Origin of the sequence: Saccharothrix algeriensis, from assembly GCF_016907655.1 — a bacterium.
In the GTDB taxonomy this organism is placed as follows: Bacteria; Actinomycetota; Actinomycetes; order Mycobacteriales; family Pseudonocardiaceae; genus Actinosynnema; species Actinosynnema algeriense.
In genome coordinates, this window is record NZ_JAFBCL010000001.1 from 4,570,671 (window position 1) to 4,593,730 (window position 23,060).

Annotated in this window: 22 protein-coding genes; 16 read left to right on the forward strand and 6 right to left on the reverse strand. The window is 74.2% G+C overall.

The window, feature by feature from the left end; all coding sequences use genetic code 11:
- Positions 1-28: 28 nt before the first annotated feature.
- Positions 29-1,609 (reverse strand): hypothetical protein, encoded by a 1,581-nt coding sequence (locus JOE68_RS20910; protein WP_204843983.1) that lies wholly within the window; start codon positions 1,607-1,609, stop codon positions 29-31.
- Between the two features lie 860 nt (positions 1,610-2,469).
- Here JOE68_RS20910 and JOE68_RS20915 point away from each other — a divergent pair.
- From JOE68_RS20915 to mutM, 12 genes are all read left to right on the forward strand, one after another.
- Complete coding sequence (locus JOE68_RS20915) at positions 2,470-5,847, forward strand: pyruvate carboxylase (protein ID WP_204843984.1); 3,378 nt, start codon at positions 2,470-2,472, stop codon at positions 5,845-5,847.
- 278 nt (positions 5,848-6,125) lie between these two features.
- Positions 6,126-7,211 (forward strand): MBL fold metallo-hydrolase, encoded by a 1,086-nt coding sequence (locus JOE68_RS20920; RefSeq protein WP_204843985.1) that lies wholly within the window; start codon positions 6,126-6,128, stop codon positions 7,209-7,211.
- Positions 7,193-7,504, forward strand: a complete 312-nt coding sequence (locus JOE68_RS20925; RefSeq protein ID WP_204843986.1) for a hypothetical protein — start codon at positions 7,193-7,195, stop codon at positions 7,502-7,504. Before JOE68_RS20920 ends, JOE68_RS20925 begins: the two co-directional genes overlap by 19 nt.
- Positions 7,505-7,738: 234 nt before the next feature.
- Positions 7,739-7,942 (forward strand): hypothetical protein, encoded by a 204-nt coding sequence (locus tag JOE68_RS20930; protein WP_204843987.1) that lies wholly within the window; start codon positions 7,739-7,741, stop codon positions 7,940-7,942.
- 7 nt (positions 7,943-7,949) lie between these two features.
- A complete protein-coding gene (gene rsmD / locus JOE68_RS20935) occupies positions 7,950-8,516 on the forward strand; it encodes a 16S rRNA (guanine(966)-N(2))-methyltransferase RsmD (protein ID WP_204843988.1) in 567 nt (188 codons plus the stop codon).
- Between the two features lie 54 nt (positions 8,517-8,570).
- Positions 8,571-9,053 carry a pantetheine-phosphate adenylyltransferase gene (gene coaD / locus JOE68_RS20940; protein WP_204843989.1) on the forward strand — a complete coding sequence of 161 codons (483 nt, stop codon included), beginning with the start codon at positions 8,571-8,573 and terminating at the stop codon, positions 9,051-9,053.
- A gap of 758 nt (positions 9,054-9,811) precedes the next feature.
- Complete coding sequence (locus JOE68_RS20945; protein WP_204843990.1) at positions 9,812-10,543, forward strand: DivIVA domain-containing protein; 732 nt, start codon at positions 9,812-9,814, stop codon at positions 10,541-10,543.
- Positions 10,544-10,810: 267 nt separating this feature from the next.
- Positions 10,811-11,398, forward strand: coding sequence for a YceD family protein (locus JOE68_RS20950; RefSeq protein ID WP_204843991.1), 588 nt, complete (start codon positions 10,811-10,813; stop codon positions 11,396-11,398).
- Between the two features lie 2 nt (positions 11,399-11,400).
- The gene (rpmF, locus tag JOE68_RS20955) at positions 11,401-11,583 is read left to right on the forward strand and encodes a 50S ribosomal protein L32 (RefSeq protein ID WP_121008544.1); all 183 of its coding nucleotides are present in this window, start codon (positions 11,401-11,403) and stop codon (positions 11,581-11,583) included.
- 28 nt (positions 11,584-11,611) lie between these two features.
- Complete coding sequence (gene rnc, locus JOE68_RS20960) at positions 11,612-12,427, forward strand: ribonuclease III (RefSeq protein ID WP_204843992.1); 816 nt, start codon at positions 11,612-11,614, stop codon at positions 12,425-12,427.
- A gap of 5 nt (positions 12,428-12,432) precedes the next feature.
- Positions 12,433-12,651 (forward strand): hypothetical protein, encoded by a 219-nt coding sequence (locus JOE68_RS20965; RefSeq protein ID WP_204843993.1) that lies wholly within the window; start codon positions 12,433-12,435, stop codon positions 12,649-12,651.
- Between the two features lie 9 nt (positions 12,652-12,660).
- The gene (gene mutM, locus JOE68_RS20970) at positions 12,661-13,524 is read left to right on the forward strand and encodes a bifunctional DNA-formamidopyrimidine glycosylase/DNA-(apurinic or apyrimidinic site) lyase (RefSeq protein WP_204843994.1); all 864 of its coding nucleotides are present in this window, start codon (positions 12,661-12,663) and stop codon (positions 13,522-13,524) included.
- A gap of 9 nt (positions 13,525-13,533) precedes the next feature.
- Here the strand turns inward: mutM and JOE68_RS20975 are convergent, their stop codons facing one another.
- On the reverse strand, positions 13,534-13,971 hold the full coding sequence (locus JOE68_RS20975; RefSeq protein WP_204843995.1) for a MarR family winged helix-turn-helix transcriptional regulator: 438 nt from the start codon (positions 13,969-13,971) through the stop codon (positions 13,534-13,536).
- A 257-nt stretch (positions 13,972-14,228) separates the two neighbouring features.
- Between JOE68_RS20975 and JOE68_RS20980 the strand changes: the two genes are divergently transcribed.
- Positions 14,229-14,906, forward strand: a complete 678-nt coding sequence (locus JOE68_RS20980) for a response regulator (protein WP_204843996.1) — start codon at positions 14,229-14,231, stop codon at positions 14,904-14,906.
- A gap of 9 nt (positions 14,907-14,915) precedes the next feature.
- On the opposite strand, the gene JOE68_RS20985 is transcribed toward JOE68_RS20980, so the two are convergent.
- Positions 14,916-16,019 (reverse strand): NAD(P)/FAD-dependent oxidoreductase, encoded by a 1,104-nt coding sequence (locus JOE68_RS20985; RefSeq protein ID WP_204843997.1) that lies wholly within the window; start codon positions 16,017-16,019, stop codon positions 14,916-14,918.
- A gap of 146 nt (positions 16,020-16,165) precedes the next feature.
- Here JOE68_RS20985 and JOE68_RS20990 point away from each other — a divergent pair, with 146 nt between their 5' ends.
- Entirely contained in the window at positions 16,166-16,693 is a 528-nt protein-coding gene (locus tag JOE68_RS20990) for a GNAT family N-acetyltransferase (RefSeq protein WP_204843998.1), read from the forward strand.
- Positions 16,694-16,722: 29 nt separating this feature from the next.
- Here the strand turns inward: JOE68_RS20990 and JOE68_RS20995 are convergent, their stop codons facing one another.
- The 3 genes from JOE68_RS20995 to JOE68_RS21005 form a co-directional block, all read right to left on the reverse strand.
- Positions 16,723-17,193: a hypothetical protein gene (locus JOE68_RS20995; protein WP_204843999.1), complete on the reverse strand. Its 471-nt coding sequence runs from the start codon at positions 17,191-17,193 to the stop codon at positions 16,723-16,725.
- Positions 17,194-17,332: 139 nt separating this feature from the next.
- Complete coding sequence (locus tag JOE68_RS21000; protein WP_204844000.1) at positions 17,333-17,854, reverse strand: hypothetical protein; 522 nt, start codon at positions 17,852-17,854, stop codon at positions 17,333-17,335.
- 58 nt (positions 17,855-17,912) lie between these two features.
- Positions 17,913-18,581 (reverse strand): CAP domain-containing protein, encoded by a 669-nt coding sequence (locus tag JOE68_RS21005; protein WP_307819786.1) that lies wholly within the window; start codon positions 18,579-18,581, stop codon positions 17,913-17,915.
- A 79-nt stretch (positions 18,582-18,660) separates the two neighbouring features.
- On the opposite strand from JOE68_RS21005, the gene JOE68_RS21010 reads away from it, so the two are divergent.
- Together JOE68_RS21010 and smc are read left to right on the forward strand one after the other, a co-directional pair.
- Positions 18,661-18,957 (forward strand): acylphosphatase, encoded by a 297-nt coding sequence (locus tag JOE68_RS21010; protein WP_204844002.1) that lies wholly within the window; start codon positions 18,661-18,663, stop codon positions 18,955-18,957.
- A gap of 142 nt (positions 18,958-19,099) precedes the next feature.
- Entirely contained in the window at positions 19,100-22,933 is a 3,834-nt protein-coding gene (gene smc / locus JOE68_RS21015; RefSeq protein ID WP_204844003.1) for a chromosome segregation protein SMC, read from the forward strand.
- Positions 22,934-23,060: the final 127 nt, after the last annotated feature.

Consider the following 23,060-nt stretch of genomic DNA (forward strand, 5'->3'; position numbering starts at 1 on the left):
ACGCGCGGGAACGCGGCAGCGGCGGGCGCTAGCCGTTCCTGCGCGGCCGGGTGAGCTGTTTGGTCGGCTGCTCGGAGTCCGGCAGGCGCTTCGGCGCGGTCTTCTGCGCGGTCTTCGACGCGGCCTTCTGCGCGACCCCGGACGCAGCCCCAGCCGCAGGCCCGGACTCGGGCGCAGCCCCCGTCGCAGACCCGGACTCGGGCGCAGCCCCCGTCGCAGACCCGGATCCGGACGCAGCTCCCGTCGCGGAGCCGGACGCGGGTGGTGCGGCCTCGGGCGCGGATTCCGCCGTATGCCCGGACGTGGGTCCGGACGCGGCCTCAGATGCGGACTGCTCTGGCGCGGACTGCCCGGAGGTGGACTGCCCGGAGGTGGACTGCCCGGAGGTGGACTGCCCGGAGGTGGACTGCCCGGAGGTGGACTGCCCGGAGGTGGACTGCCCGGAGGTGGACTGCCCGGAGGTGGACTGCTCAGGCGCGGACTGCTCAGGTGCGGGCTCCACGTCCAGCGGGGTCAGCGTCGACACCGCCTGCGTGACGGCGACCTGGGCCGCGGCGAACTGCTCGGCCAGCGCCTTGTGCACGGCGTGCAGTTCGGTGATCTTCCGGTCGGCGGCGGCCCTGCGGAGGTCGGCCTCGGCGATCGTCTTCTCCGCCCGGGCAGCCGCCTCGGCGGTCGTCTTCTCGGCCGCGGCCTTGGCCTCGGCAAGCGCCTTCTCCGCCCGCGCGTCGGCGTCGGCGAGCATCCCCTGCGCCTTGGCGTCGGCGTCGGCGACGGTCCGCTCGGCCTTCGCGTCGGCGTCGGCGGTCGTCTTCTCGGCGTAGGCGTTCGCGTCGGCGATCGACTTCTCGGCCTTGGTCAGCGCCTCGGACTCCAGCTCGGCGATCTGCTTCTGCGACTCGGCGCGCAGCGCGCCGACCTCGGCCCGCGCCTCCTCCAGCAGGCGGGCGGCCTCGGCCTTGGCCTCCTCGAGGTGCGACTCGTGCTCCTTGCGGAGCGTCGTGCGCAGCTCGTCGTACTCCTTGTCCAGCTCGTCGTGGTAGCCCTTGTACTTCGCGTCGAGTTCGACGCGACGGGCGTCCAGCGCCTGGCTCTTGGCGTCGTACTCCGCCACGACGCGGTCGTGGTCCGCTCGCGTCTCGGCGAGCAGCGCCTCGTGCTCGGCGGTCAGCTTGGCCCGCAGCTCCTCGTGCGACCGCTCCAGCTCGGCCCGGCGCTCCTGGTACTGCTGCTCCAGCTCGGCCGTGCGCTGCTGGTGGGCGGCCTCCAACTGCGTGCGCCGCTCCTCGAGGTCGGCCATCGCCCGCTGGTGCGCGGCGCGCCCCTCGGCGGCGAAGCGCTCCGCCTCGGCGCGGGTCGCGTTGGCCTGGTCGACCGCGGCCTGGCGGATGTCGGCGATCTCCTCCTCGGCCAGCGTCATCATCACGCGGACGCGCTCGGTGACGTTCGAGGCGTTGACCGGGCTGTTGGCGAGGTTGCCGAGCTGCGCCTTGACCTTGTCCAGCTCGGCGCGGGTGGCCCCGAGCACCTTGCTCAGCTCGGCGACCTGGGCCGCCGCGTGATCACGTGCCCTGGTGGAGTTCTTGAGGTCGTACTCCAGACGTGTCACGCGTTCGTTGACCTGCCGCTGGTTGTAACCGCGCAGAACAACGTCGAAGTGGGTGCGGGCAGCAGGCTGCCCAGTCCCTTCAGGCCCGGCCATATGCCCAACCCTACCGAGAAATCGACACCGCCCATCACCCGATGCAGTGAACGGACTGTGACGGCCCGGTCGTCGAGCCGGTCGTCGAGCGCTGACCGCGGCAGGTCGCCACCGGCTCAGAACCGCAGGTCCGCGCGCTACCGGCGGCCCTGTGCCGCGCTCTCACCGACGGTGACGCAGCGCGTGTCCTCCGCCGCCGGCCACGAGACCGAACACAGGGGTCGAGCACAGGGTCCGACGCCCGTGATCCTCCTCGCGGTGTGGCGCAGGCGCCGCGCCTGCGACCGGCACGCCCTGACCGGTCGTCGGCGCGGCGGCAGGCCCACCAACCGTGGTCGGTCGGGCACCCCGGCCCGAGGGTCGGCTCAGCGGGGCGGCGGACGAACCCGGGGCGTTCGAGCACGTCGCCGCCGCTCTGGCACCACTTGGCATACGCGCTCCTCTCGACTCTCCGGTCCGTTGTGGCCAGTGGGCTTGCGGGTTAATTGTCGAACGCGCGTTCGAGGTGGGTCAAGATCACTATCGGGTGATGTGGCGGGGAGCGCCCGGATGGCGACCGCCCGGAGTGTGAGCCATCCGGCAGGAGGCTGCGCGCGGCCGTTCCGCAAGGGACAATCCTCGGGCCGTGACGCCGGGGCGGGAGCCCTTGACCGAGTGGGTGAACGATCACGATGACGTCCGTCACGTGGGATGGAACTCCCGAGTGGCGGGACGTGCACGGTAGCTTTCCTTGAATGACCGCCGAGTGACCTGGGAGGGAACGCCGAATGTTCCGCAAGGTTCTTGTCGCCAACCGCGGCGAGATCGCGATCCGGGCTTTTCGCGCTGCCTACGAGCTGGGCGCCGGGACGGTTGCCGTCTTCCCCCACGAGGACCGCAATTCACTGCACCGGCTCAAGGCCGACGAGTCCTATGAGATCGGTGATCCCGGTCACCCCGTGCGGGCCTACCTCTCCGTCGAGGAGATCATCAAGGCGGCCCGCAAGGCGGGCGCCGACGCGGTCTACCCCGGCTACGGCTTCCTCTCGGAGAACCCCGAGCTGGCCAAGGCGTGCGCGGAGGCCGGCATCACCTTCGTCGGCCCGCCCTCGGACGTGCTGGAGCTGACCGGCAACAAGGCCCGGGCCATCGCCGCGGCCCGCGAGGCCGGCCTGCCCGTGCTCAAGTCCAGCCAACCGTCCAGCGACGTCGAGGCCCTGCTGAAGGCCGCCGAGGACATCGACTTCCCGGTGTTCGTGAAGGCCGTCGCGGGCGGCGGCGGGCGCGGGATGCGCAAGGTGGACGAGCCGGAGGCGCTGCGCGAAGCCCTGGAGGCCGCGTCCCGCGAGGCCGAGTCCGCGTTCGGCGACCCGACGGTGTTCCTGGAGCAGGCCGTCGTGGAGCCCCGGCACATCGAGGTGCAGATCCTCGCCGACGGCGAGGGCAACGTCATGCACCTGTTCGAGCGGGACTGCTCGGTGCAGCGGCGCCACCAGAAGGTGATCGAGATCGCGCCCGCCCCGAACCTCGACCCGGAGCTGCGGGAGCGCATCTGCGCCGACGCCGTGCGCTTCGCGCGCCACATCGGCTACCGCAACGCGGGCACCGTCGAGTTCCTGCTCGACCCCCACGGCAAGTACGTGTTCATCGAGATGAACCCGCGCATCCAGGTGGAGCACACGGTCACCGAAGAGGTCACCGACGTCGACCTGGTGCAGTCGCAGATGCGCATCGCGTCCGGCGAGTCCCTCGACGACCTCGGGCTCAGCCAGGACACGGTGAAGCTGCGCGGCGCGGCCCTGCAGTGCCGCATCACCACCGAGGACCCCGCCAACGGGTTCCGGCCGGACACCGGCATGATCAGCGCCTACCGCTCGCCGGGCGGCTCCGGCATCCGGCTGGACGGCGGCACGACCGGCGCGGGCACGGCCATCGGCGCGCACTTCGACTCCATGCTCGTGAAGCTCACGTGCCGCGGCCGCACGTTCTCCGCCGCCGTGGCGCGCGCACGGCGCGCGGTGGCCGAGTTCCGCATCCGCGGCGTCTCCACGAACATCCCGTTCCTCCAGGCGGTGCTGGACGACGAGGACTTCTACGAGGGCCGCGTCACCACGTCGTTCATCGAGAAGCGCCCGCACCTGCTCACGGCGCGGCACTCCGCCGACCGCGGCACGCGCCTGCTGACCTACCTGGCCGACGTGACGGTGAACCTGCCCAACGGCCCGCGCCCGTCCGCCGTGGACCCGAAGGACAAGCTGCCGCGGCTCGACCTGGCGGCCGAGCCGCCGGCCGGGTCCAAGCAGAAGCTGACCGAGCTGGGCCCGGAGGGCTTCGCCCGCTGGCTGCGGGAGAGCAAGGCGCTGGCGGTCACCGACACGACGTTCCGCGACGCGCACCAGTCGCTGCTGGCGACGAGGGTGCGTACCAAGGACCTGCTCGCCGTAGCGCCGCACGTGGCGCGCATGACGCCGCAGCTGCTGTCCCTGGAGGCGTGGGGCGGCGCCACCTACGACGTCGCGCTGCGCTTCCTGGCGGAGGACCCGTGGGAGCGCCTGGCGGCGTTGCGCGAGGCCGTCCCGAACATCACGCTCCAGATGCTCCTGCGCGGCCGCAACACGGTCGGCTACACGCCCTACCCCGAAGCGGTGACCACCGCCTTCGTCGAAGAGGCGACCAGGACCGGCATCGACATCTTCCGCATCTTCGACGCCCTCAACGACGTCGAGCAGATGCGCCCGGCGATCGAGGCCGTGCGGGAGACCGGCACGGCGGTGGCCGAGGTCGCCCTCTGCTACACGGCGGACCTGTCCAACCCGGACGAGCGCCTCTACACGCTCGACTACTACCTCAAGCTGGCCGAGCAGATCGTCGGCGCCGGTGCGCACGTGCTCGCCGTGAAGGACATGGCGGGGCTCCTGAGGCCGCCCGCCGCCGCACGGCTCGTGACCGCGTTGCGCAAGGAGTTCGACCTCCCCGTGCACCTGCACACGCACGACACGGCAGGCGGTCAGCTGGCGACGTACCTGGCCGCCATCCAGGCCGGCGTGGACGCGGTGGACGGCGCGGCGGCGTCGATGGCCGGCACCACGTCCCAGCCGCCGCTGTCGGCGATCGTCGCGGCCACGGACTACACCGAGCACTCCACGGGCCTGGACCTCCAGGCGGTGTGCGACATCGAGCCGTACTGGGAGGCCGTGCGCAAGGTGTACGCGCCGTTCGAGTCCGGCATCCCCGGCCCGACGGGCCGCGTGTACCGCCACGAGATCCCCGGCGGCCAGCTCTCGAACCTGCGCACCCAGGCGGTGGCGCTCGGCCTCGGCCAGAAGTTCGAGGAGATCGAGTCCATGTACGCGGCGGCGGACCGGATCCTGGGGCGCCTGGTCAAGGTGACGCCGTCGTCCAAGGTGGTGGGCGACCTGGCCCTGCACCTGGTCGGCGCGGGCGTGTCGCCGGAGGACTTCGAGGCCGAGCCGAACAAGTACGACATCCCGGCGTCGGTGATCGGCTTCCTGTCCGGCGAGCTGGGCGACCCGCCCGGCGGCTGGCCGGAGCCGTTCCGCAGCAAGGCCCTCCAGGGCCGGGCCGCGCCCAAGGGCGTGGCCGAGCTGACCGACGAGGACCGCGAGGGCCTGGCGGGCGACCGCCGGCAGACGCTGAACCGCCTGCTGTTCCCCGCGCCCACGAGGGAGTTCCAGGCGCACCGGGACGCCTACGGCGACACGAGCGTGCTGCGCAGCAAGGACTTCTTCTACGGCCTGCGCCCGGGCGAGGAGTACTCGGTCGACCTGGAGCCGGGCGTGCGGCTGCTGATCGGGCTCGAAGCGATCGGCGAGGCGGACGAGCGCGGCATGCGCACGGTGATGGCGACGCTGAACGGCCAGCTCCGCCCGATCCAGGTGCGGGACCGGTCGATCGCGGCCGAGGTCCCGGCGGCGGAGAAGGCCGACCGGGCCAACCCCGACCACGTGGCCGCGCCGTTCGCCGGCGTGGTGACGCCCTCGGTGGCCGAGGGCGACGAGGTCGAGGCGGGCGGCACCGTGGCCACGATCGAGGCCATGAAGATGGAGGCGGCCATCACCGCCCCGAAGTCGGGCCGCGTCAAGCGGCTGGCGGTGCGGGGCGTGCAGCAGGTGGAGGGCGGCGACCTGCTGATCGTGCTGGAGTAGCGCCGGACCCCGGGCGGGCCGGGCGCCTTGGCGGCGCCCGGCCCGTTCCTCGTTCGACAAGATCACCTGTTCGGTGCACGCACGCAACGACCGTTCTGTGCTAGCCTCAGGCAACTCCGGAAGCGCGGCCCCGGTCGGGGGGTCGTGGCCCGCGTCGACGTCCGTGGCCAGGTGGGTGCGGCTCGGGTGCTCCCGGGGTCCGTCCGCCTGGCTCCGCCGGTCCGGTTGGCCTTCCCGCGCAGGGGAACCCGAAGCTCGGGACGGTCGTTGGAGGAGCCATGAAGAAGGTCACCGCAGCGCTGCTCGGCGTGGCGGCGGGAGCGGTCGCGTGGGCGTTGCGCGATGTGCCCGCCGCGTTGGGCGGCACGCCCGGAGGGGAGCGCGTGCGGCGTTCCCCGCAGTTCCGCGACGGCCGGTTCCACAACGCCGTCCCCACCCGCACGATGCCGCCCGCCGAAGCGGGTGGCACCGCGCGGGAGCTGCTCTTCGGTGGCCGGCAGCGGCGCCCGGTGGGCGCGGTGCCGCTGGTGCCGCCGGCCCCGGACGGGGCGGCCGAGGGCCTGCACATCACGTGGTACGGCCACGCGTCCACCCTGGTCGAGATCGACGGCGCCCGCGTCCTGGTCGACCCGGTGTGGAGCGACCGGTGCTCGCCGTCCCGGTTGCTCGGCCCGAAGCGGCTCCACCCGGTGCCGCACGAGCTGAGCGAGGTCGGCCACGTGGACGCGGTGGTCATCTCCCACGACCACTACGACCACCTGGACGTGCCGACGGTGCGCGCGCTGACGCGGTCGGGCGATGCGGTGTTCGTCGTGCCGCTGGGCATCGGGGCGCACCTGCGGCGCTGGAAGGTGCCCGAGGACCGGATCGTGGAGCTGGACTGGGACGAGTCGCACGAGGTGGCCGGGGTGCGGTTGGTCGCGCTGCCCGCGCAGCACTTCTCCGGGCGCGCGTTCCAGCGGGACAACACGCTGTGGGCCTCGTGGGCGATCGTGGGCCCGGAGCACCGCGTCTACTACAGCGGTGACACCGGGTACTTCGACGGGTACGAGCGCATCGGGGCGGAGCACGGCCCGTTCGACGCGTCGCTGATCCAGATCGGCGCGTACGGCTCGGGCTGGCCGGACATCCACATGACGCCGGAGGAAGGCGTCGCCGCGCACCGCGACGTGCGGGGCGGCCTGCTGATCCCGGTGCACTGGGCGACGTTCACCCTGGCGCTGCACGACTGGGCCGAACCGGTCGACCGGGTGTGGCGGGAGGCGAAGGCGTGGGAGGTCCCGCTCGCCGTGCCGCGGCCGGGCGAGCGGATCGACGTGGGCGATCCCCCGCCGGTCGACGGCTGGTGGCAGACGCTCTCCTGAGGACGGCGGCGGTGCCGGGCGGCGGCACGGGCACCGGCCGTGCGATCGCCGGGGAGCTGTGGCGGGCTCGACGCCGTGATCACGGGCCGGCGGGCCGGGGTGCCGGGGTGCCGGCGGAGCAGGTCGGCGCGCGGGCGGTGGCCTTCGATGCGGCGTCGCCCTTGGCGGTGGCCTTCGACGCGGTGTCGTCCTCGACGGTGGACGTGGTGTCGGTCGACCTGCCATCCACAGTGGACGTGTCGGTCGACAACGCCGGCGTTGCGGTCGGCGGCGTCGGCCTGCGCTCCGGGTGATCGGCGAACCACGAGGTCAACGTGCAGGTGGCCGTCCTGGTCGCAACCGCCCTGCCACCGCGCCCGGCCGACCGGGCGCGGGTCGTGACGATCGGCTCCACCGCCGGCCGGCGGGTGGTGGAGGCCGCGGTGGGGCGCGGACGGCCGAACTCGCGTTCCGACCGGGCTGCCGGGCGCCACGGCCGATGCCGTGTCGCCGGGCCGCGTCGGGGGCGCGGAGTCTTCGGCGACCGGATGACCGACCGGCGCCGTGAGACCCCGGTCGACCAGACCCCCGACGGCGGTCCCCGGGCCCCGGCGGCGGTGGGCTTCCTCACCTCGCCGGAGGTCGGGCACACCACCGGCCGGGTGATCGCCGTCAACGGTGGCGCGAGCCGGGCCGCCGGCCGGGAGCGCCGGTCGACGCGGGCGCTCGGCCCGTCGCGCGGCCTGCGATGATGGGGGCGTGACCAGGATCGTCGCGGGCGTCGCCGGAGGCCGGCGCCTGCAAGTGCCCCCGCGCGGCACCCGGCCCACCTCCGACCGGGTGCGGGAGGCGCTGTTCAGCTCGCTGGAAGCCCTGATCGACCTCGACGGCGCCAGGGTGGTCGACCTGTACGCGGGGTCGGGGGCGCTCGGGTTTGAGGCGCTGTCCCGGGGCGCGGCGCAGGCCACGTTCGTGGAATCGGACCGGCGGGCCGCCGAAGTGCTCAAGGTCAACGCCGCCGTGCTGGGCCTGCCCGGTGCGGAGGTCGTCCACCGCACCGCCGAGGCCGTCGCGGCCGGTCCGGCCGAGCACCCCTGCGACGTGGTCTTCGCCGACCCGCCCTACGCGGTCACCGGTGACGAACTGCACCGGGTCCTCGCCGCGCTGGTGGCCAACGGGTGGACCGCCGACGGGACCCTGGTGGTCGTCGAACGCGCCGCCCGCGACGCCGAACCGATCTGGCCCGACCCCCTGGAATCGTTGCGCACCAAGCGTTATGGCGACACGGCCCTGCACTGGGCGGAGCACGTGGCCCCCCGCGGGTGATGCGGGACACGCGCCGGAGTGGGCGCATCCGATCGGGTGCTACCGTCCGAAACCATGACGCGTGCCGTGTACCCCGGCTCCTACGACCCGGCCACGAACGGACACCTGGACATCATCGGCAGGTCGGCGAAGCTCTTCGACGAGGTCGTCGTCGCGGTAATGATCAACAAGAACAAGAAGACCTTGTTCTCGGTCGAGGAGCGCACCGAGATGCTCCGCGAGGTGACCGCGCAGTGGCCGAACGTCCGGGTCGACTCGTGGCACGGGCTGCTGGTCGACTACTGCCGCGAGAACGACATCCAGGTGATCGTGAAGGGCCTGCGCGCGGTCAGCGACTACGACTACGAGTTGCAGATGGCGCAGATGAACCACCAGCTCACCGGGGTCGAGACGCTGTTCATGCCGACCAACCCGATCTACAGCTACCTGGCCAGCTCGCTGGTCAAGGACGTGGCGACCTACGGCGGCGACGTCTCGACCCTCCTGCCGCCGTCCATCAAGGCCCGCCTGACCCAGCGCCTGGCCGAGCGCCGCTGACCGACCGGGACGTGTCGCGGACCGGCTTGGCCGCCGCGAACCGACCCGAGCGCTGATCACCCGGACAAGGGCCGCCGCCCGAACGGGTGCCGCCGACCAGCGCGAACCGATGCCTGAGGCCGCCCACCACCTCCAAGGCCGCCCACCATCCCCAAGGGCACTCACCCTCTCCGATGGGCGCTCGCTGTCTCCGAGGGCGCCCGCCGTCTCCAGGGGCGCTCGCCATCTTCGAGGCCGCTCATGTCTCCGAGGGCGCTCGCTGTCTCCGATGGGCGCTCGCTGCCTCCAAGGTCGCTCGCCGTCGCCGATGGGCGCTCATCGGTCCCTGAGGGCACTCTCAGCCCGCCGGACCGTTTTTGTCATGCCTCCGTGGCACAGTAAAAACAGGGGTCCCCTGGGCGGGGACGTCTGCGTGAGCGTGAGGGCGGATTCCGATCCGCGGTCATCGCGGGTTTGCCGACCCGGTGGCGGGCGGGTGCGTGGAAGCGTCGTCGAGGGCCGGGGCCCTTCCTGCGCGAGGTGTCGGAGTGGGGTGCCGACGCGCCGCGCCGACCCGGGTATGAGCAGGCAGGCGGCGTTGTGCGGTGGCGGTCCGGGGGCGGGGGCGCTGCGCCGTTCCGCAGGGGTCCGCGCGTGGCGCGTGACCGTGTCGGGTGACACCACTTGCGGCGGGACACGCCCTGCCGATCTCCCCGCGGCCGGCAGACCGGCAGGGCACACTAGGACGGGTACCGCTGTGTGGGCGTGGGGAGAGTGCCGTGTACCGGGTGTTCGAGGCCCTCGACGAGCTGGTCACGATCGTCGAGGAAGCGCGTGGCGTGCCGATGACCTCCGGGTGCGTCGTGCCGCGCGGCGACGTGCTCGAACTCCTCGACGACGTGCGCGACGCCATCCCGGCCGAGCTGGACGACGCCCAGGACGTGCTCGACCACCGCGACGAGCTGGTCGGCAAGGCGCAGCACGAGCTGGAGGCCACCACCAGCAAGGCCCGCGCCGAGGCCGACCGGATGGTCGCCGAGGCGCAGCACGAGGCCGAGCGGATGCTGTCCGAGGCCCGCGCCCGCGCCGAGCGCATGGTCGCCGAGGCGCAGGACCAGGCCGAGCGCACCATCTCCGCCGGGCGCAAGGAGTACGAGGACTTGGTGGGCCGCGCGCACGCCGAGGCCGACCGCATGGTCCAGGCCGGTCGCGCCAACTACGAGCGGGCGATCGAGGAGGGGCGGGCCGAGCAGGCGCGGCTGGTCGACCAGACCGAGGTCGCGCAGGCCGCGCACGCCGAGGCCGCGCGCGTGCTGGACGCCGCCCAGGCGGAGGCGATCCGGCTGCGCAGCGAGTGCGACGCCTACGTCGACGGCAAGCTGGCCGACTTCGAGGACCTGCTCGCCCACACGCTGCGCTCGGTCGGCAAGGGCCGCTCGCACCTGCGCGGCCCGGCGGTGGCCAGCGCCGCCGCGCCGTTCGACTACCACGAGGCGAACGCCCGGTCCTGATCTCCGCCGAGCGCCCGCCCGCGGCCCGGGCGCCGTGCCCGGGGCGCCCGGCGCGAGGATCGGCCCGGTGCGCCGGTCCAGGGCCGCCCGACGGCCCACCGGGCACCCCCGAACGGCCGTCCCGCGCTCGACCGGACACCGCACCGGACACCGCGCCGAACACCCGACCGAACGAGGTCGGACCTGCCGATTTCACGTCAGCGCCCGTTGTCCCGTACCCTTGACCGGCTGGCCGTGGTAAGTCACCCGGCGGCAAACACCGAAATCATGTCTGAGCACCGCCACGCGTCCACGCGTCCCACAGCGACCGGGCCCTGGGTCATCGACACCAGGGACCTCGGGCGTCGCGCGGGCTCCAGCCGCGCCGTCGAACGGACGGTCCCGGCCGAGGGCCTCGGCCTGCTCGGCGTGATCGCGGTGCCACCGGGTGGCGTCGTCGTGCTCGACCTCCTGCTGGAGTCGGTGGTCGAGGGCGTGCTGGTGTCCGGCACCGCCCGCACGACGGTGGAAGGGGAGTGCTCGCGCTGCCTGGAACCGCTGTCGGCGGACGTCGAGGTGGAGCTGACCGAGCTGTACGCCTACCCGGACAGCACCACCGACGAGACGACCGAGGAGGACGAGGTCAGTCGGCTGCACGACGACCTGGTCGACCTCGAACCTGTGGTGCGGGACGCCATCGTGCTGGCCCTGCCGCAGGTGCCGCTGTGCTCGCCGGACTGCCTCGGGCTGTGCGTCGACTGCGGTGGCAGGCTGGCTGAGCTCGGGCCCGACCACGGGCATGAGACGATTGACCCCCGGTGGGCCGCGCTGCAAGAGCGGTTCGGCGGGAATCGTGACAATCCAGAGGAGAACTAGTCGTGGCCGTCCCGAAGCGGAAGATGTCGCGCTCGAACACGCGCTCGCGCCGCGCTCAGTGGAAGACCGCTGCCGTGCACCTGGTGGCCTGCTCGAACCGGGCCTGCCGCCAGCCGAAGCCGCAGCACGTCGCCTGCCCGACTTGTGGCCAGTACGACGGCCGCCAGGTCGTCCAGCCGGCCTGATCCCTCGAAGGCGGAGGTAGCGGCACCAGTGGGGGGCAGGTCGTCGCGCGGTCGGTCCGCCGACCGCGCCCCGTTGCTCGAAGCGCTCGGCGTCCCGTTGGACGCCGAGCTGCTGACGCTCGCCCTGACGCACCGCTCGTACGCGTACGAGAACGGCGGGCTCCCGCCCAACGAGCGGCTGGAGTTCCTCGGCGACGCGGTGCTCGGCCTCGTCGTCACCGACCACCTGTACCGCACCCACCCCGAGTTGCCCGAGGGGCAGCTCGCGAAACTCCGCGCCAGCGTCGTGAACATGCACGCGCTGGCGGGTGTGGCCAGGGGGCTGGGCGAGGACGGTCTCGGCGGGCACCTGCTGCTCGGTCGCGGCGAGGAGCTGACCGGCGGGCGGGACAAGGCGAGCATCCTCGCGGACGGCCTGGAAGCCGTCATCGGCGCGGCGTACCTCCAGTTCGGCATCGACACCGCGCGTCAACTGGTCCACCACCTGTTCGACCCGCTGCTGGCGGAGGCGCCGCTGCGCGGTGCGGGGCTGGACTGGAAGACCAGTTTGCAGGAGTTGACCGCTTCGGCGGGGCTGGGCGTGCCCGAGTACCGGGTGGACGACCAGGGGCCGGACCACCGCAAGGAGTTCACCGCCACGGTGCTCGTCGGTGGCAGGCCCCACGGCACCGGCGACGGTCGCACGAAGAAGGAAGCCGAGCAGAAGGCGGCCGAGGCCGCCTACCGCGTGCTGTCGGAACGGGCCCGGGCGGAGCAGGAAGCCGCCGCGTCCGGCAACGGCCACGCGGCCGAGCAGGCTCCGCAGCAGACTTCACCGCAGACCGCACCCACCGAGGAAGACTGACGCCGATGTATGCCACGAACGTCCGGACGAACCGGCGCGTGCGCGACCACCGCCGCTCCCGACCGCTGAACGCCTCCCGCAACGGCGGCATCCAGGGCCTCGTCCTGGTCCGCGACACCGCTCAGGCCGGTGGCTGGGTGCTCAGGCCCACCAAGCCGCAGGCCGCCGCGTACGAGCTGCTGGAGGAACTCGAAGCCGCCGGCGAGACCGACGCCGAGGACTGACCGCGCCACGTGCCCGAACTGCCTGAGGTCGAGGTCGTCCGCCGGGGACTGCACGAGCACGTCGCCGGCCGGACCGTCGCCGGGGTCGAGGTGCTGCACGACCGCGCCATCCGCCGCCACCTGCCCGGTGCGGCGGATTTCGCGTCCCGGTTGGCCGACCGGACGATGGTCGCGGCGCGCCGGCGCGGCAAGTACCTGTGGGTGGACCTGTCCGACGGGGACGCGCTGCTCGCGCACCTGGGGATGAGCGGGCAGCTGCTGGTGCAGCCGGCGGACGCCCCGGACGAGAAGCACCTGCGGGTCCGCGTGCGGTTCGCCGACGGGGGCCCCGAGCTGCGGTTCGTGGACCAGCGCACGTTCGGCGGGCTCGCGCTGGCCGAGGTCGTGGAGGTGGACGGCGCCGTGCTGCCGCTGCCGGTGGCGCACATCGCGCGCGACCCGATGGACCCGGCGTTCGACCCGGACGCGGCCGTCGCGGCGATGCGGCGCCGGCGCACCGACGTGAAGCGGGCGCTGCTGGACCAGACGCTGGTGTCCGGGGTGGGCAACATCTACGCCGACGAGGCGCTGTGGCGCAGCCGCCTGCACGGCCTTCGCCCGACCGCGAAGCTCACCCGGGCGAAGGCGGCGGAGGTGCTCGCGCACGCCTCGCAGGTGATGCACGAGGCGCTGGGCGAGGGCGGCACGTCATTCGACGCGCTCTACGTCAACGTGAACGGCCAATCCGGTTACTTCGACCGTTCCCTGAACGTTTACGGGCAGGAGAACCGCCCGTGCGGGCGGTGCGGAACGGCAATCGTCCGGGAACCTTTCATGAACCGGTCCTCCTTCTCGTGCCCGCGTTGCCAGCCCCGCCCGCGCGGCGTGGCGTGAACGGGCGGTTCAGCGCGTTTTCGGTTCGGCGAGCCGGCGCAGCAGCGGGGTGACGGAGCGGACGTGGTCCTGCTCCTCCGGGGACAACCGCGACATCCGCTCGGACAGCAGCTCGGCCTCGCCGTGCGCCAGCGACAGGATCGTGTCGCGGCCCGCGCCGGTCAGCTCCACGATCGTGGCGCGGCCGTCCGCGGGGTCCGCCTCCCTGCGCACGAGGCCGCCGGATTCCAACCCGGTCACCACCGTGGTCGCCGTCGGCTGCGAGCACAGCGCGCGCACCGCGATCTCGCCGATCCGCATGGGCCCCTGGGCGGCCAACTCGGCGAGGACGAGGAGCTGCGTCGGCTGCAGCCTCTTCACCGGCGCCGCCTGCCGCAGGCTCCGGACCAGCCGGTGCACGGCGACCACGAGCTGTAACGCATCCTGGTTGGTCACACTGGTGGTCATCGATGACCTCCTCGTGGCTCACTTTCCGTGAGCAAGTGTCCGAATTCGGACAGGACATTCGCACTATCGCAGTACCGGTGTCCAGCGAACGGATTCATTCGCACCCGGATGTACTCACCGTTTTCCGCACGGATGCGGTCCCTGCTCCGCTAAAAAGGCATAAAAGCCGAGGTGGGAGGCGTCAAGACGGCATCAGAAAGGGCGGAATCCCGAGCCGGGCCCGGCGGGCGGTCGGACCCACGACGTAGTGTCGCACCGTGACGAAGGTGCTCGTGGTCGACGACGAACCGCAGATCGTGCGCGCCCTGCGGATCAACCTGTCCGCGCGGGGCTACTCGGTGCTCACCGCCCACGACGGCGGGAGCGCCCTCAAGGCCGCCGCCGAGGGCAAGCCGGACGTCGTCGTGCTCGACCTCGGCCTGCCCGACGTGGACGGCGCCGACGTGATCGCCGGGCTGCGCGGCTGGTCGTCCGTGCCGATCATCGTGCTGTCCGCGCGCACCGACTCCTCGGACAAGGTGGCGGCGCTGGACGCGGGCGCGGACGACTACGTGACCAAGCCGTTCGGCATGGACGAGCTGCTGGCCCGGCTGCGCGCCGCGGTCCGGCGGTCGGCGGTCGCCGAGGGCGGGGACGCGGTGGTGGAGACCTCGTCGTTCACCGTGGACCTGGCGGCGAAGAAGGTGGTCCGCGGGGGCGCGGAGGTGCACCTCACGCCGACCGAGTGGGGCCTGCTGGAGATCCTGGCGCGCAACCGGGGGCGGCTGGTGGCGCAGAAGCAGCTGCTCCAGGAGGTGTGGGGGCCGCAGTACGCCAAGGAGACCCACTACCTGCGGGTGTACCTGGCGCAGCTGCGGCGCAAGCTGGAGCCGGAGCCGTCGCACCCCCGGCACCTGGTGACGGAGCCGGGGATGGGCTACCGCTTCGAGCCGTGAGGCCCGCGCTCAGCCGGTGGGCAGCGTCGGGTGGCGCTGGACCAGCAGGGCGCCGCGCACCACGGCTTCCTTGTACCGGGCGGCGAGCCGGCCGGTGAGCACGGCGTCGCGCGGGGTGTCGTCGCCGCGCACGAACTGGATCAGCCCGTGCCGGCGGCCCAGGCTGACGCACTGGTTGAGGTAGGAGAACCGGAACGGCCCGGGCTCCAGGCCCCGCATCCGGTCGGCCAGCGCGCGCACGGCCCGCTGGGCGGTGGGAATGCCGGTCGCGCACGCCATGCGCAGCTCCAGCCCGTCCGGGCGGCGGATCGCGGCGGCGTCGCCGAGGGCCGTCACCTCCGGGTGCGACACCGAGGTCAGGTGCTGGTCCACGAGCACGCGCCCGGCGCCGTCGACCGCGAGTCCGGCCGCGCGGGCCAGGTCCGGCACGCGGAAGCCGGCCGTCCACACCACCGCGTCGGCGGCGACCCGGGTCCCGTCGGCCGACGTGAAGCCCCGCGCGTCGATCTCCCGCACGCGGGTGTGCTCCCGCACCCGCACCCCGAGCCGGTCGAACACCCGGCGCAGGTAGCGCTGCGCCCTGGTGGACAGCGCCGCGCCCAGGACGCCGTCGGTGACCAGCTCGACGCGGAGCCGCGGGTGGCTCTCGGCCAGCTCGGCGGCGGCCTCGATCCCCGTGAGGCCGCCGCCGACGACCGCCACCGCGCGGGAGCCCGGGAGGGCGGCGCGCAGCCGCTTCGCGTCCTCCTCGGTGGCGACGGCGTGGGCGTGCTCGCGCACGCCCGGCGCCGAGTCCAGGTCGGCGTGGCTGCCCAGCGCGTAGACCAGCCGGTCGTAGCCCAGCGCGCCCGCGGTGAGCCGCACCTCGCGCGCCAGGGGGTCGACGCCGGTGACCCGGTCCACGACCAGGTGGACGCCGCTGCCGCGCAGCAGGTCGGCCAGCGGCCGGTCCGGCAGCGGCTGCCCGGCGGCGAGCTGGTGCAGCCGGACCCGTTCCACGAACCGGTCGCGGTCGTTGACCAGGGTGACGCGGGCCCCGGTCCACCTCGCCGCCAGCTTGGCCGCCGCCAGCCCCGCGTACCCCGCGCCGACGACCACGATCCGCTCTGCCATGTCCCCGTCCTCTCGTCGTGGGGGGAACGGGGCGGCGGGGCGCGGTGTGACAGCTTTCCGGGCACTTCGGGCCCGCTGTGACCGTTGTCCCACCGGAGGCGCGGCGGGGCCGTGCCGTCATCGGTCGACCAGGGAGTGGCAGCGCAGTGATTTCGACGGCTCACACGTCCGAGTTGGACGCCGCGGTGCTCGCGGCGGTGCGCGAGCTGTGCGACGCGGCGTTCGAGGGGGACTTCGGCGACGAGGACTGGGAGCACTCGCTCGGCGGCGTGCACGCGCTGGTGTGGGAGGGCGGGGAGCTGGTCGGCCACGGCTCGGTGGTGCAGCGCCGGCTGCTGCACGGCGGCCGGGCGCTGCGCACGGGCTACGTGGAGGCCGTGGCGGTGCGCGCGGACCGGCGCGGCCGGGGGCACGGCGCGGGCGTGATGGCGGCGCTGGAGGGCGTGGTGCGCCGCGCGTACGAGCTGGGCGCGCTGGGCGCGGCGGAGGACGCGGTGGGCTTCTACGCGGCGCGCGGGTGGCAGGTGTGGCGCGGCCCGACCTCGGTGCTGGGCCCCGGCGGGCCGGAGCGCACCGAGGACGAGGACGGCGGGATCTTCGTGCTGCCCGTGACGGCCCCGCTGGACCTCGACGGCCCGCTGGCGTGCGACTGGCGCGACGGGGACGTCTGGTAGGCCCGCCGGGCCCCACCGCGCCGACGCCCTCAGGGGCCTGTGCTCACCGGCGCGCTCGGGTCCGGCGCGGTGAACGAGGAGGGCGCGGGCGGCGACGACGGGGCGGGCGGCGGCTCGGAGGTCGTCGGCTGGGTGCTCCGCGGCGGGGGCGACGTGGTCGGGAGCGGGGCGTCGACCGCGGTCGTGGTGGTGACCGCGACCGCCGCGGGCTCGTCCGGTTTCGCGGCGGGCTCCGCGCTCCGCGCCGCCCTGCCGGAGGTGGGCGCCGTGATCACCACCGTGGACCTCCGACCGTCCTCCGCGACGTGCACCGACGTGCTGGTGGTCGCCTGGACCTCGGCCTGCGGCCGGGGCGGCTCGACGGCCGGCTCGCCGTCGCCCTGCGCCAGCAGCGACACGAGCGCGGCCATCACCGTGGCGACGGCCGCGCCGCCCGCGGCCAGCAGCGCCACCGACGGGACCTTCCGCTTCGGCGCGGCCTTCCGATCCTGCTCGAACACACCATCTCCCTGCGGGAATCCGGTCGGATGGTTGGTGTCCGGGTTATCGGCGGCTGCGGCGGGCTCCCTCAACGTTCACGCGGTCCTCCACCTCTTCGTGTGGCGGGCCGTCACCCTCGCGGGGCGTGGTCGTTTGGGCTCAGTCGCCGGGGGGAGGCGAAGGCGGCGCGGTCGACCCGGTCGTGGTCGCGGTCCCGGTGGTGGTCTCGACCGTCGTCTCCGCTGTCGTCTCCGCCGTGGTCTCGGCGGTGGTCCCGGTGGTGGTCACCTGCGACGTCGGGGCCGGTGGCGGCGCGTCCACGATCGTGGTGGTCGTGGTGGTGCCGTCGGGGCGGGTCACGGTGGTCACGCGGGTGCGCTTGGGCTGCGCCGCGGTCGTCGTCACGTCGACCGGCGCGACGGTCCCGGTCGTGGTGGTGACGGTGGTGGCCGGGGCCGCGACGACCGGCGTGGTGGTCGTGGTGATCAGCGAACCGCGCGACACCACGTCCTCGCGCGGGGTCGGCTTGGCGGGCGCGGCGCCCGTCGAGGCGCCCGCGAGGGACGCGATCGAGGCGAAGATCGTCGCCACCAGCACGCCGGACGCGGCCAGCAGGACGTTCGGCGACACGCGCGGTCGCACGCGGTCGGGTTCCGGTGTCTCGTACAGCCCGTCGGTCACGCGCTCTCCCTCTCCGGTGGACGGCCGCGCCGTCGTGTCCGCTGGTCGCGGGTCGTCGCTACCAGCCGAAGTCCTGGGTCCAGTACCAGCCGTCGGTGTTCAGCCCCACGCCGATCGCGGTGAACCGGCAGTCGAGGACGTTGCGGCGGTGGCCCTCGGAGCCCAGCCACGCCTTCATCACCGACTCGGGCGTGCGCTGGCCCTTGGCGATGTTCTCGCCGCCCGGGTCGGGGTAGCCGGCCTCGCGCATCCGGGTGGCGAAGTCGACCCCCTCGGGCGTCTCGTGCGAGAAGTAGCCGCGGGCCGACATGTCGTCGCTGTGGCCCTGCGCGGCGTCCACGACCCGCTCGTCGACCCGGACCGCGTCGCAGCCGGCGGCGGCGCGCGCCTCGTTGACCAGCTCCACCACCCGCTGCGCCTCGGACACCGGGCGGGCGGGCGCGGTGGTCGTCGTCGGCGGTGCGGTGGTCGGCTCGGCGGTAGCGGTGGTGGTCGTGGCCAGGGTGGTCGTCGTGGTGGTAGTGGTGGTGCTGGTCGGCGCGGCCGTCGTCGTGGTGGTCGCGACCGGTTCGGCGGTGCGCGCGGGCTGCCCGACGCCACCGCCGCCGACACCCGGGTCGTCCACCCGGTCGTCCTGTGCCGCGGTGGTCGTGCCGAACGGGACGAGCCGGTCCGGACCGGCGACGGCGACACCGGTCGCACCGGCGGCCCCGAGGAGCAACCCCACGAGCCCGCCTGCCACGGATCGGTTACCGCGCCGTGCAGCCACGGTCGCGCACCGTACCACTAATGGGTGAAATGACAGGATGGTCGCCGTGACTGATGCGGAGCGGGCGGTGCGCCTCACGGCGTGGGTGCGCGGACACGTGCAGGGGGTCGGCTTCCGGTGGTGGACCCGGGCCAGGGCACTGGAGCTGGGGCTCGTCGGCAGCGCGTCGAACCTGGGGGACGGCCGGGTCGAGGTCAACGCCGAGGGCCCGGAGGACGCCTGCCGGGCGCTGCTGGCGGCGCTGCGCTCCGGCGGCACCCCCGGTCGGGTGGAATCGGTGGTGGAGCGGTGGTCCGAGCCGCGCGGCGGCCTGACGGGGTTCGCGGAGCGCTGACCGCGCCGGGCCCCGCCCCGGCCCGCGGACCGGGGCGGGGGCGCGGCCGGGCGGTCGGCCCCGGGCCGGCGGGCGCGGTGACGGCGCTGGTCAGCGGCGCGCCGGGCGCTGGGCCCGCGAGGCGCGCGGGTACCCTGCCCCGGTGCACCTCAAGAGCCTGACGCTGAAGGGTTTCAAGTCCTTCGCCTCGGCCACGACGCTGCGCTTCGAACCGGGCATCACCTGCGTCGTCGGCCCCAACGGGTCGGGCAAGTCCAACGTGCTCGACGCGCTGCGCTGGGTGATGGGCACGCAGGGCGCCAAGGACCTGCGCGGCGGCAAGATGGAGGACGTCATCTTCGCGGGCACCTCCGGGCGCGCCCCGCTCGGCCGCGCCGAGGTGACGCTGACGATCGACAACGCCGACGGCATGCTGCCCATCGACTACACCGAGGTGTCGATCACCCGCCGGATGTTCCGCGAGGGCGCCACCGAGTACGAGATCAACGGCAGCTCGTGCCGGCTCATGGACATCCAGGAGCTGCTGTCGGACTCGGGCATCGGCCGCGAGATGCACGTGATCGTCGGCCAGGGGCAGCTCGCCGCGATCCTGGAGTCCAAGCCGGAGGAGCGCCGGGCGTTCGTCGAGGAGGCGGCGGGCGTCCTCAAGCACCGCAAGCGCAAGGAGAAGGCGCTGCGGAAGCTGGAGGCGATGCAGGCGAACCTGACCCGCCTCACCGACCTCACCGCCGAGCTGCGCCGCCAGCTCAAGCCGCTGGGCAAGCAGGCCGAGATCGCGCGCCGCGCGCAGGTCGTGCAGTCCGAGCTGCGCGACGCCCGGATGCGCCTGCTGGCCGACGACCTGGTGAGCAGGCGCGCGGCGCTGGCCCGCGAGGAGCAGGACGAGGCGGCGGCCCGCGCCCGGCGCACCGAGGTCGAGCGGTCGCTGCAGCAGGCCCAGGCGCAGCAGAACGAGCTGGAGGACCAGGTCGCGGCCGACGCGCCGCGGCTCCAGCGGGCCCAGGACACCTGGTACCGGCTGTCGGCGCTGGAGGAGCGGCTGCGCGGCACCGTGCGGCTGGCCGTGGAGCGCGAGCGGCACCTGTCGGCCTCCGCCGAGGCGCCGCGCGGCGGGCGCGACCCGGAGGAGCTGGAGGCCGAGGCCGAGCAGACCGCGCTGCTGGAGCAGGAGCTGCAGGACGGCGTGACGGAGGCGCGGGTGGGCCTGGCCGAGGCCGTCGAGCTGCGCGCCGAGCTGGAGCGGGTGGTGTCGGCCGCGGAGAAGGCGCACCTCGCGGCCGTGCGGGCGATCGCCGACCGGCGCGAGGGCCTGGCCAGGCTGTCCGGCCAGGTCGAGGCGCTGCGGTCGAAGACCTCCGCGACCGCCGAGGAGATCGAGCGGATGTCGGTGGCGCTGGCCGAGGCGGTCGAGCGCGCCGAGGTGGCGGCGCAGGAGCTGGCCGAGGCGCGCGAGGCCACCGACGTCGAGGACTCCGACGACGTCGGGCTGGTCGAGCGGCACCGGCTGGCCGCGGAGGCGGACGTCGCCGCGCGCGGCCGGGTCGAGGAGCTGGTCAAGGCCGAGCGGGCCGCCGAGCGCGACATCGCGTCGTGGCGGGCCAGGGTCGACGCCCTGTCGCTGGGGCTGACCCGCAAGGACGGCGCGGGCGCGCTGCTGGCCTCCCGGCTGCCCGGCCTGCTGGGCTCGGTGGCCGCGCTGCTGACCGTCGAGACCGGCAACGAGGTGGCGCTGGCCGCCGCGCTGGGCCCGGTCGCCGACGCGGTGGCCGTGGCGTCCGGGGCTGACGCGCTGGCCGCGCTGGAGCTGCTCAAGGAGCAGGACGCGGGCCGCGCCGGCGTGCTGGTGGGCGGCGGCGCGCCGGTCGACCGGTCGGCCTGGCCCGCGCTGCCGCCCGGCGCGCGGTGGGCGGTGGAGCTGGTGCGGGCGCCCGAGCCGCTGCTGCCCGCGCTGCACCGGGCGCTGGACCGGCTGGCCGTGGTGGACGGGCTGGCCGCCGCGCGGGCGCTGGTCGAGGCGCACCCCGGGGTGCGGGCGGTGACCCGCGAGGGCGACGTGCTCGGCGCGGACTGGGCGGTCGGCGGGTCGGCCGGGGGCAGCCGGAGCGTGATCGAGGTCCAGGCGGCCGTGGACGAGGCGTCCGAGCGGCTGGCGCTGGCCGAGCGGGCGCTGGAGCGGTCGGCGGCGGCGCTGGAGGGCGCGCGGGCCGAGCAGCAGGCGCGGCGCGGCGCGGTCAACGCGCTCAAGGAGCAGCTCAACGAGGCCAAGGTGCGGCGGGCCCGGTCCGCCGAGCGGCTCGACCGGCTCGCGGCGGCCGTGCGGTCGGCGCAGGCCGAGGCCGAGCGGGCCCGCGCGCAGCGCGCCCGGGTCGAGGCGGCGCGCGAGGAGAACCTGCTGAAGCTGGCCGAGCTGGAGGAGCGCCTCCTGGTCGCCGAGGAGCAGCCGCTGGACGACGAGCCGGACACCGCGCAGCGCGACGAGGCCGCCGCCGAGCTGGCCGCCGCCCGCCAGGGCGAGGTCGACGCCCGGCTGCACCTGCGCACCGCCGAGGAGCGGGCGCGGGCGCTGCAGGGCAAGGCCGAGGGGCTGCGCCGGGCGGCCCGCGCCGAGCGGGAGGCCAGGGAGCGCGCCCAGCGCGCCCACGCGGCGCGGGCGCGGGGGGCCGTGGTGGCGCAGGCCGTGGTGCGGGGCGGTGAGCTGGCGCTGGAGCGCATCGGCGCGTCGCTGGCGCGGGCGGCCCGCGAGCGCGACGCGGCGCAGGAGCGCAAGGCGCAGCGCGAGACCTACCTCGCCCAGGTCCGGCAGCTGGTGCGGGAGATGTCGGTGGAGCTGGAGAAGCTGACCGACGCCGTGCACCGCGACGAGGTGCTGCGGGCCGAGCAGCGGATGCGCATCGAGCAGCTGGAGACCAAGGTCGCCGAGGACTTCGGCATCGGCCTGGACGACCTGGTCGCCGAGTACGGGCCGGACGTCCGCATCCCGCCCTCGCCCGCCGAGATCGCCGAGTACGAGGCCGCGAAGGCGCGCGGCGAGGCGGTCACCGCGCCGCAGCCGATCCCCTTCGACCGGGACACCCAGGCGCGGCGGGCCAAGCGCGCCGAGCGCGACCTGTCGCTGCTGGGCAAGGTGAACCCGCTGGCGCTGGAGGAGTTCGCGGCGCTGGAGGAGCGGTACAAGTTCCTGTCCAACCAGCTGGAGGACATCAAGGCCACCCGCCGCGACCTGCTGACCGTCGTGAAGGACGTCGACGACAAGATCCTGGAGGTCTTCACCTCGGCGTACGAGGACGTGGCCCGCGAGTTCGAGGTCGTGTTCAAGGTGCTGTTCCCCGGCGGCGAGGGCCGGCTGGTGCTGACCGAGCCCGACGACATGCTGACCACCGGCATCGAGCTGGAGGCCCGGCCGCCGGGCAAGAAGGTCAAGCGGCTGTCGCTGCTGTCCGGCGGGGAGAAGTCGCTGGCGGCGGTGGCGATGCTGGTGGCGATCTTCCGCGCCCGGCCGTCGCCGTTCTACGTGATGGACGAGGTCGAGGCGGCCCTGGACGACACCAACCTGCACCGCCTGATCGGCCTGTTCGAGCAGTTGCGCGAGCGCTCGCAGCTGCTGATCATCACGCACCAGAAGCCGACGATGGAGATCGCGGACGCGCTGTACGGCGTGTCGATGCGCGGTGACGGGATCAGCCAGGTCATCTCGCAGCGCCTGCGGGGACGGGTGGAGGTCAAGCCCGCCGCGACTCCCGCGCGCAAGGCCGCGCCCGCGGAGCCCGGGTCGGAACCTGCGGGCGCGGAACCTGCGGGCGCAGAGCCCGCGGGCGCTGAACCCGCAGGCGCTGAACCCGCCGCGGGGGCCGGGTCCGCGGGGGCTGTCGTCGGCGAAGCCGCGCCCGAGCCTGCGGCGGAGTCGGGGTCGGGGAGTGGCTCGCCCGCCGACACCGGGAGCGGTTCGCCCGCCGGCGCCGAGCCGGAGCCCGCCTGACCCGCACCGGATCGCGCCGGGGGGTGGGATCGCGCTCGGGTCGCGCCGGGGATGGGACTGCGCCCCAGCCGCGCCGAGGGGGTGGATCGCGCTCGGGTCGTGTCGGGGGTGGGTCGGGTCGTGTCGG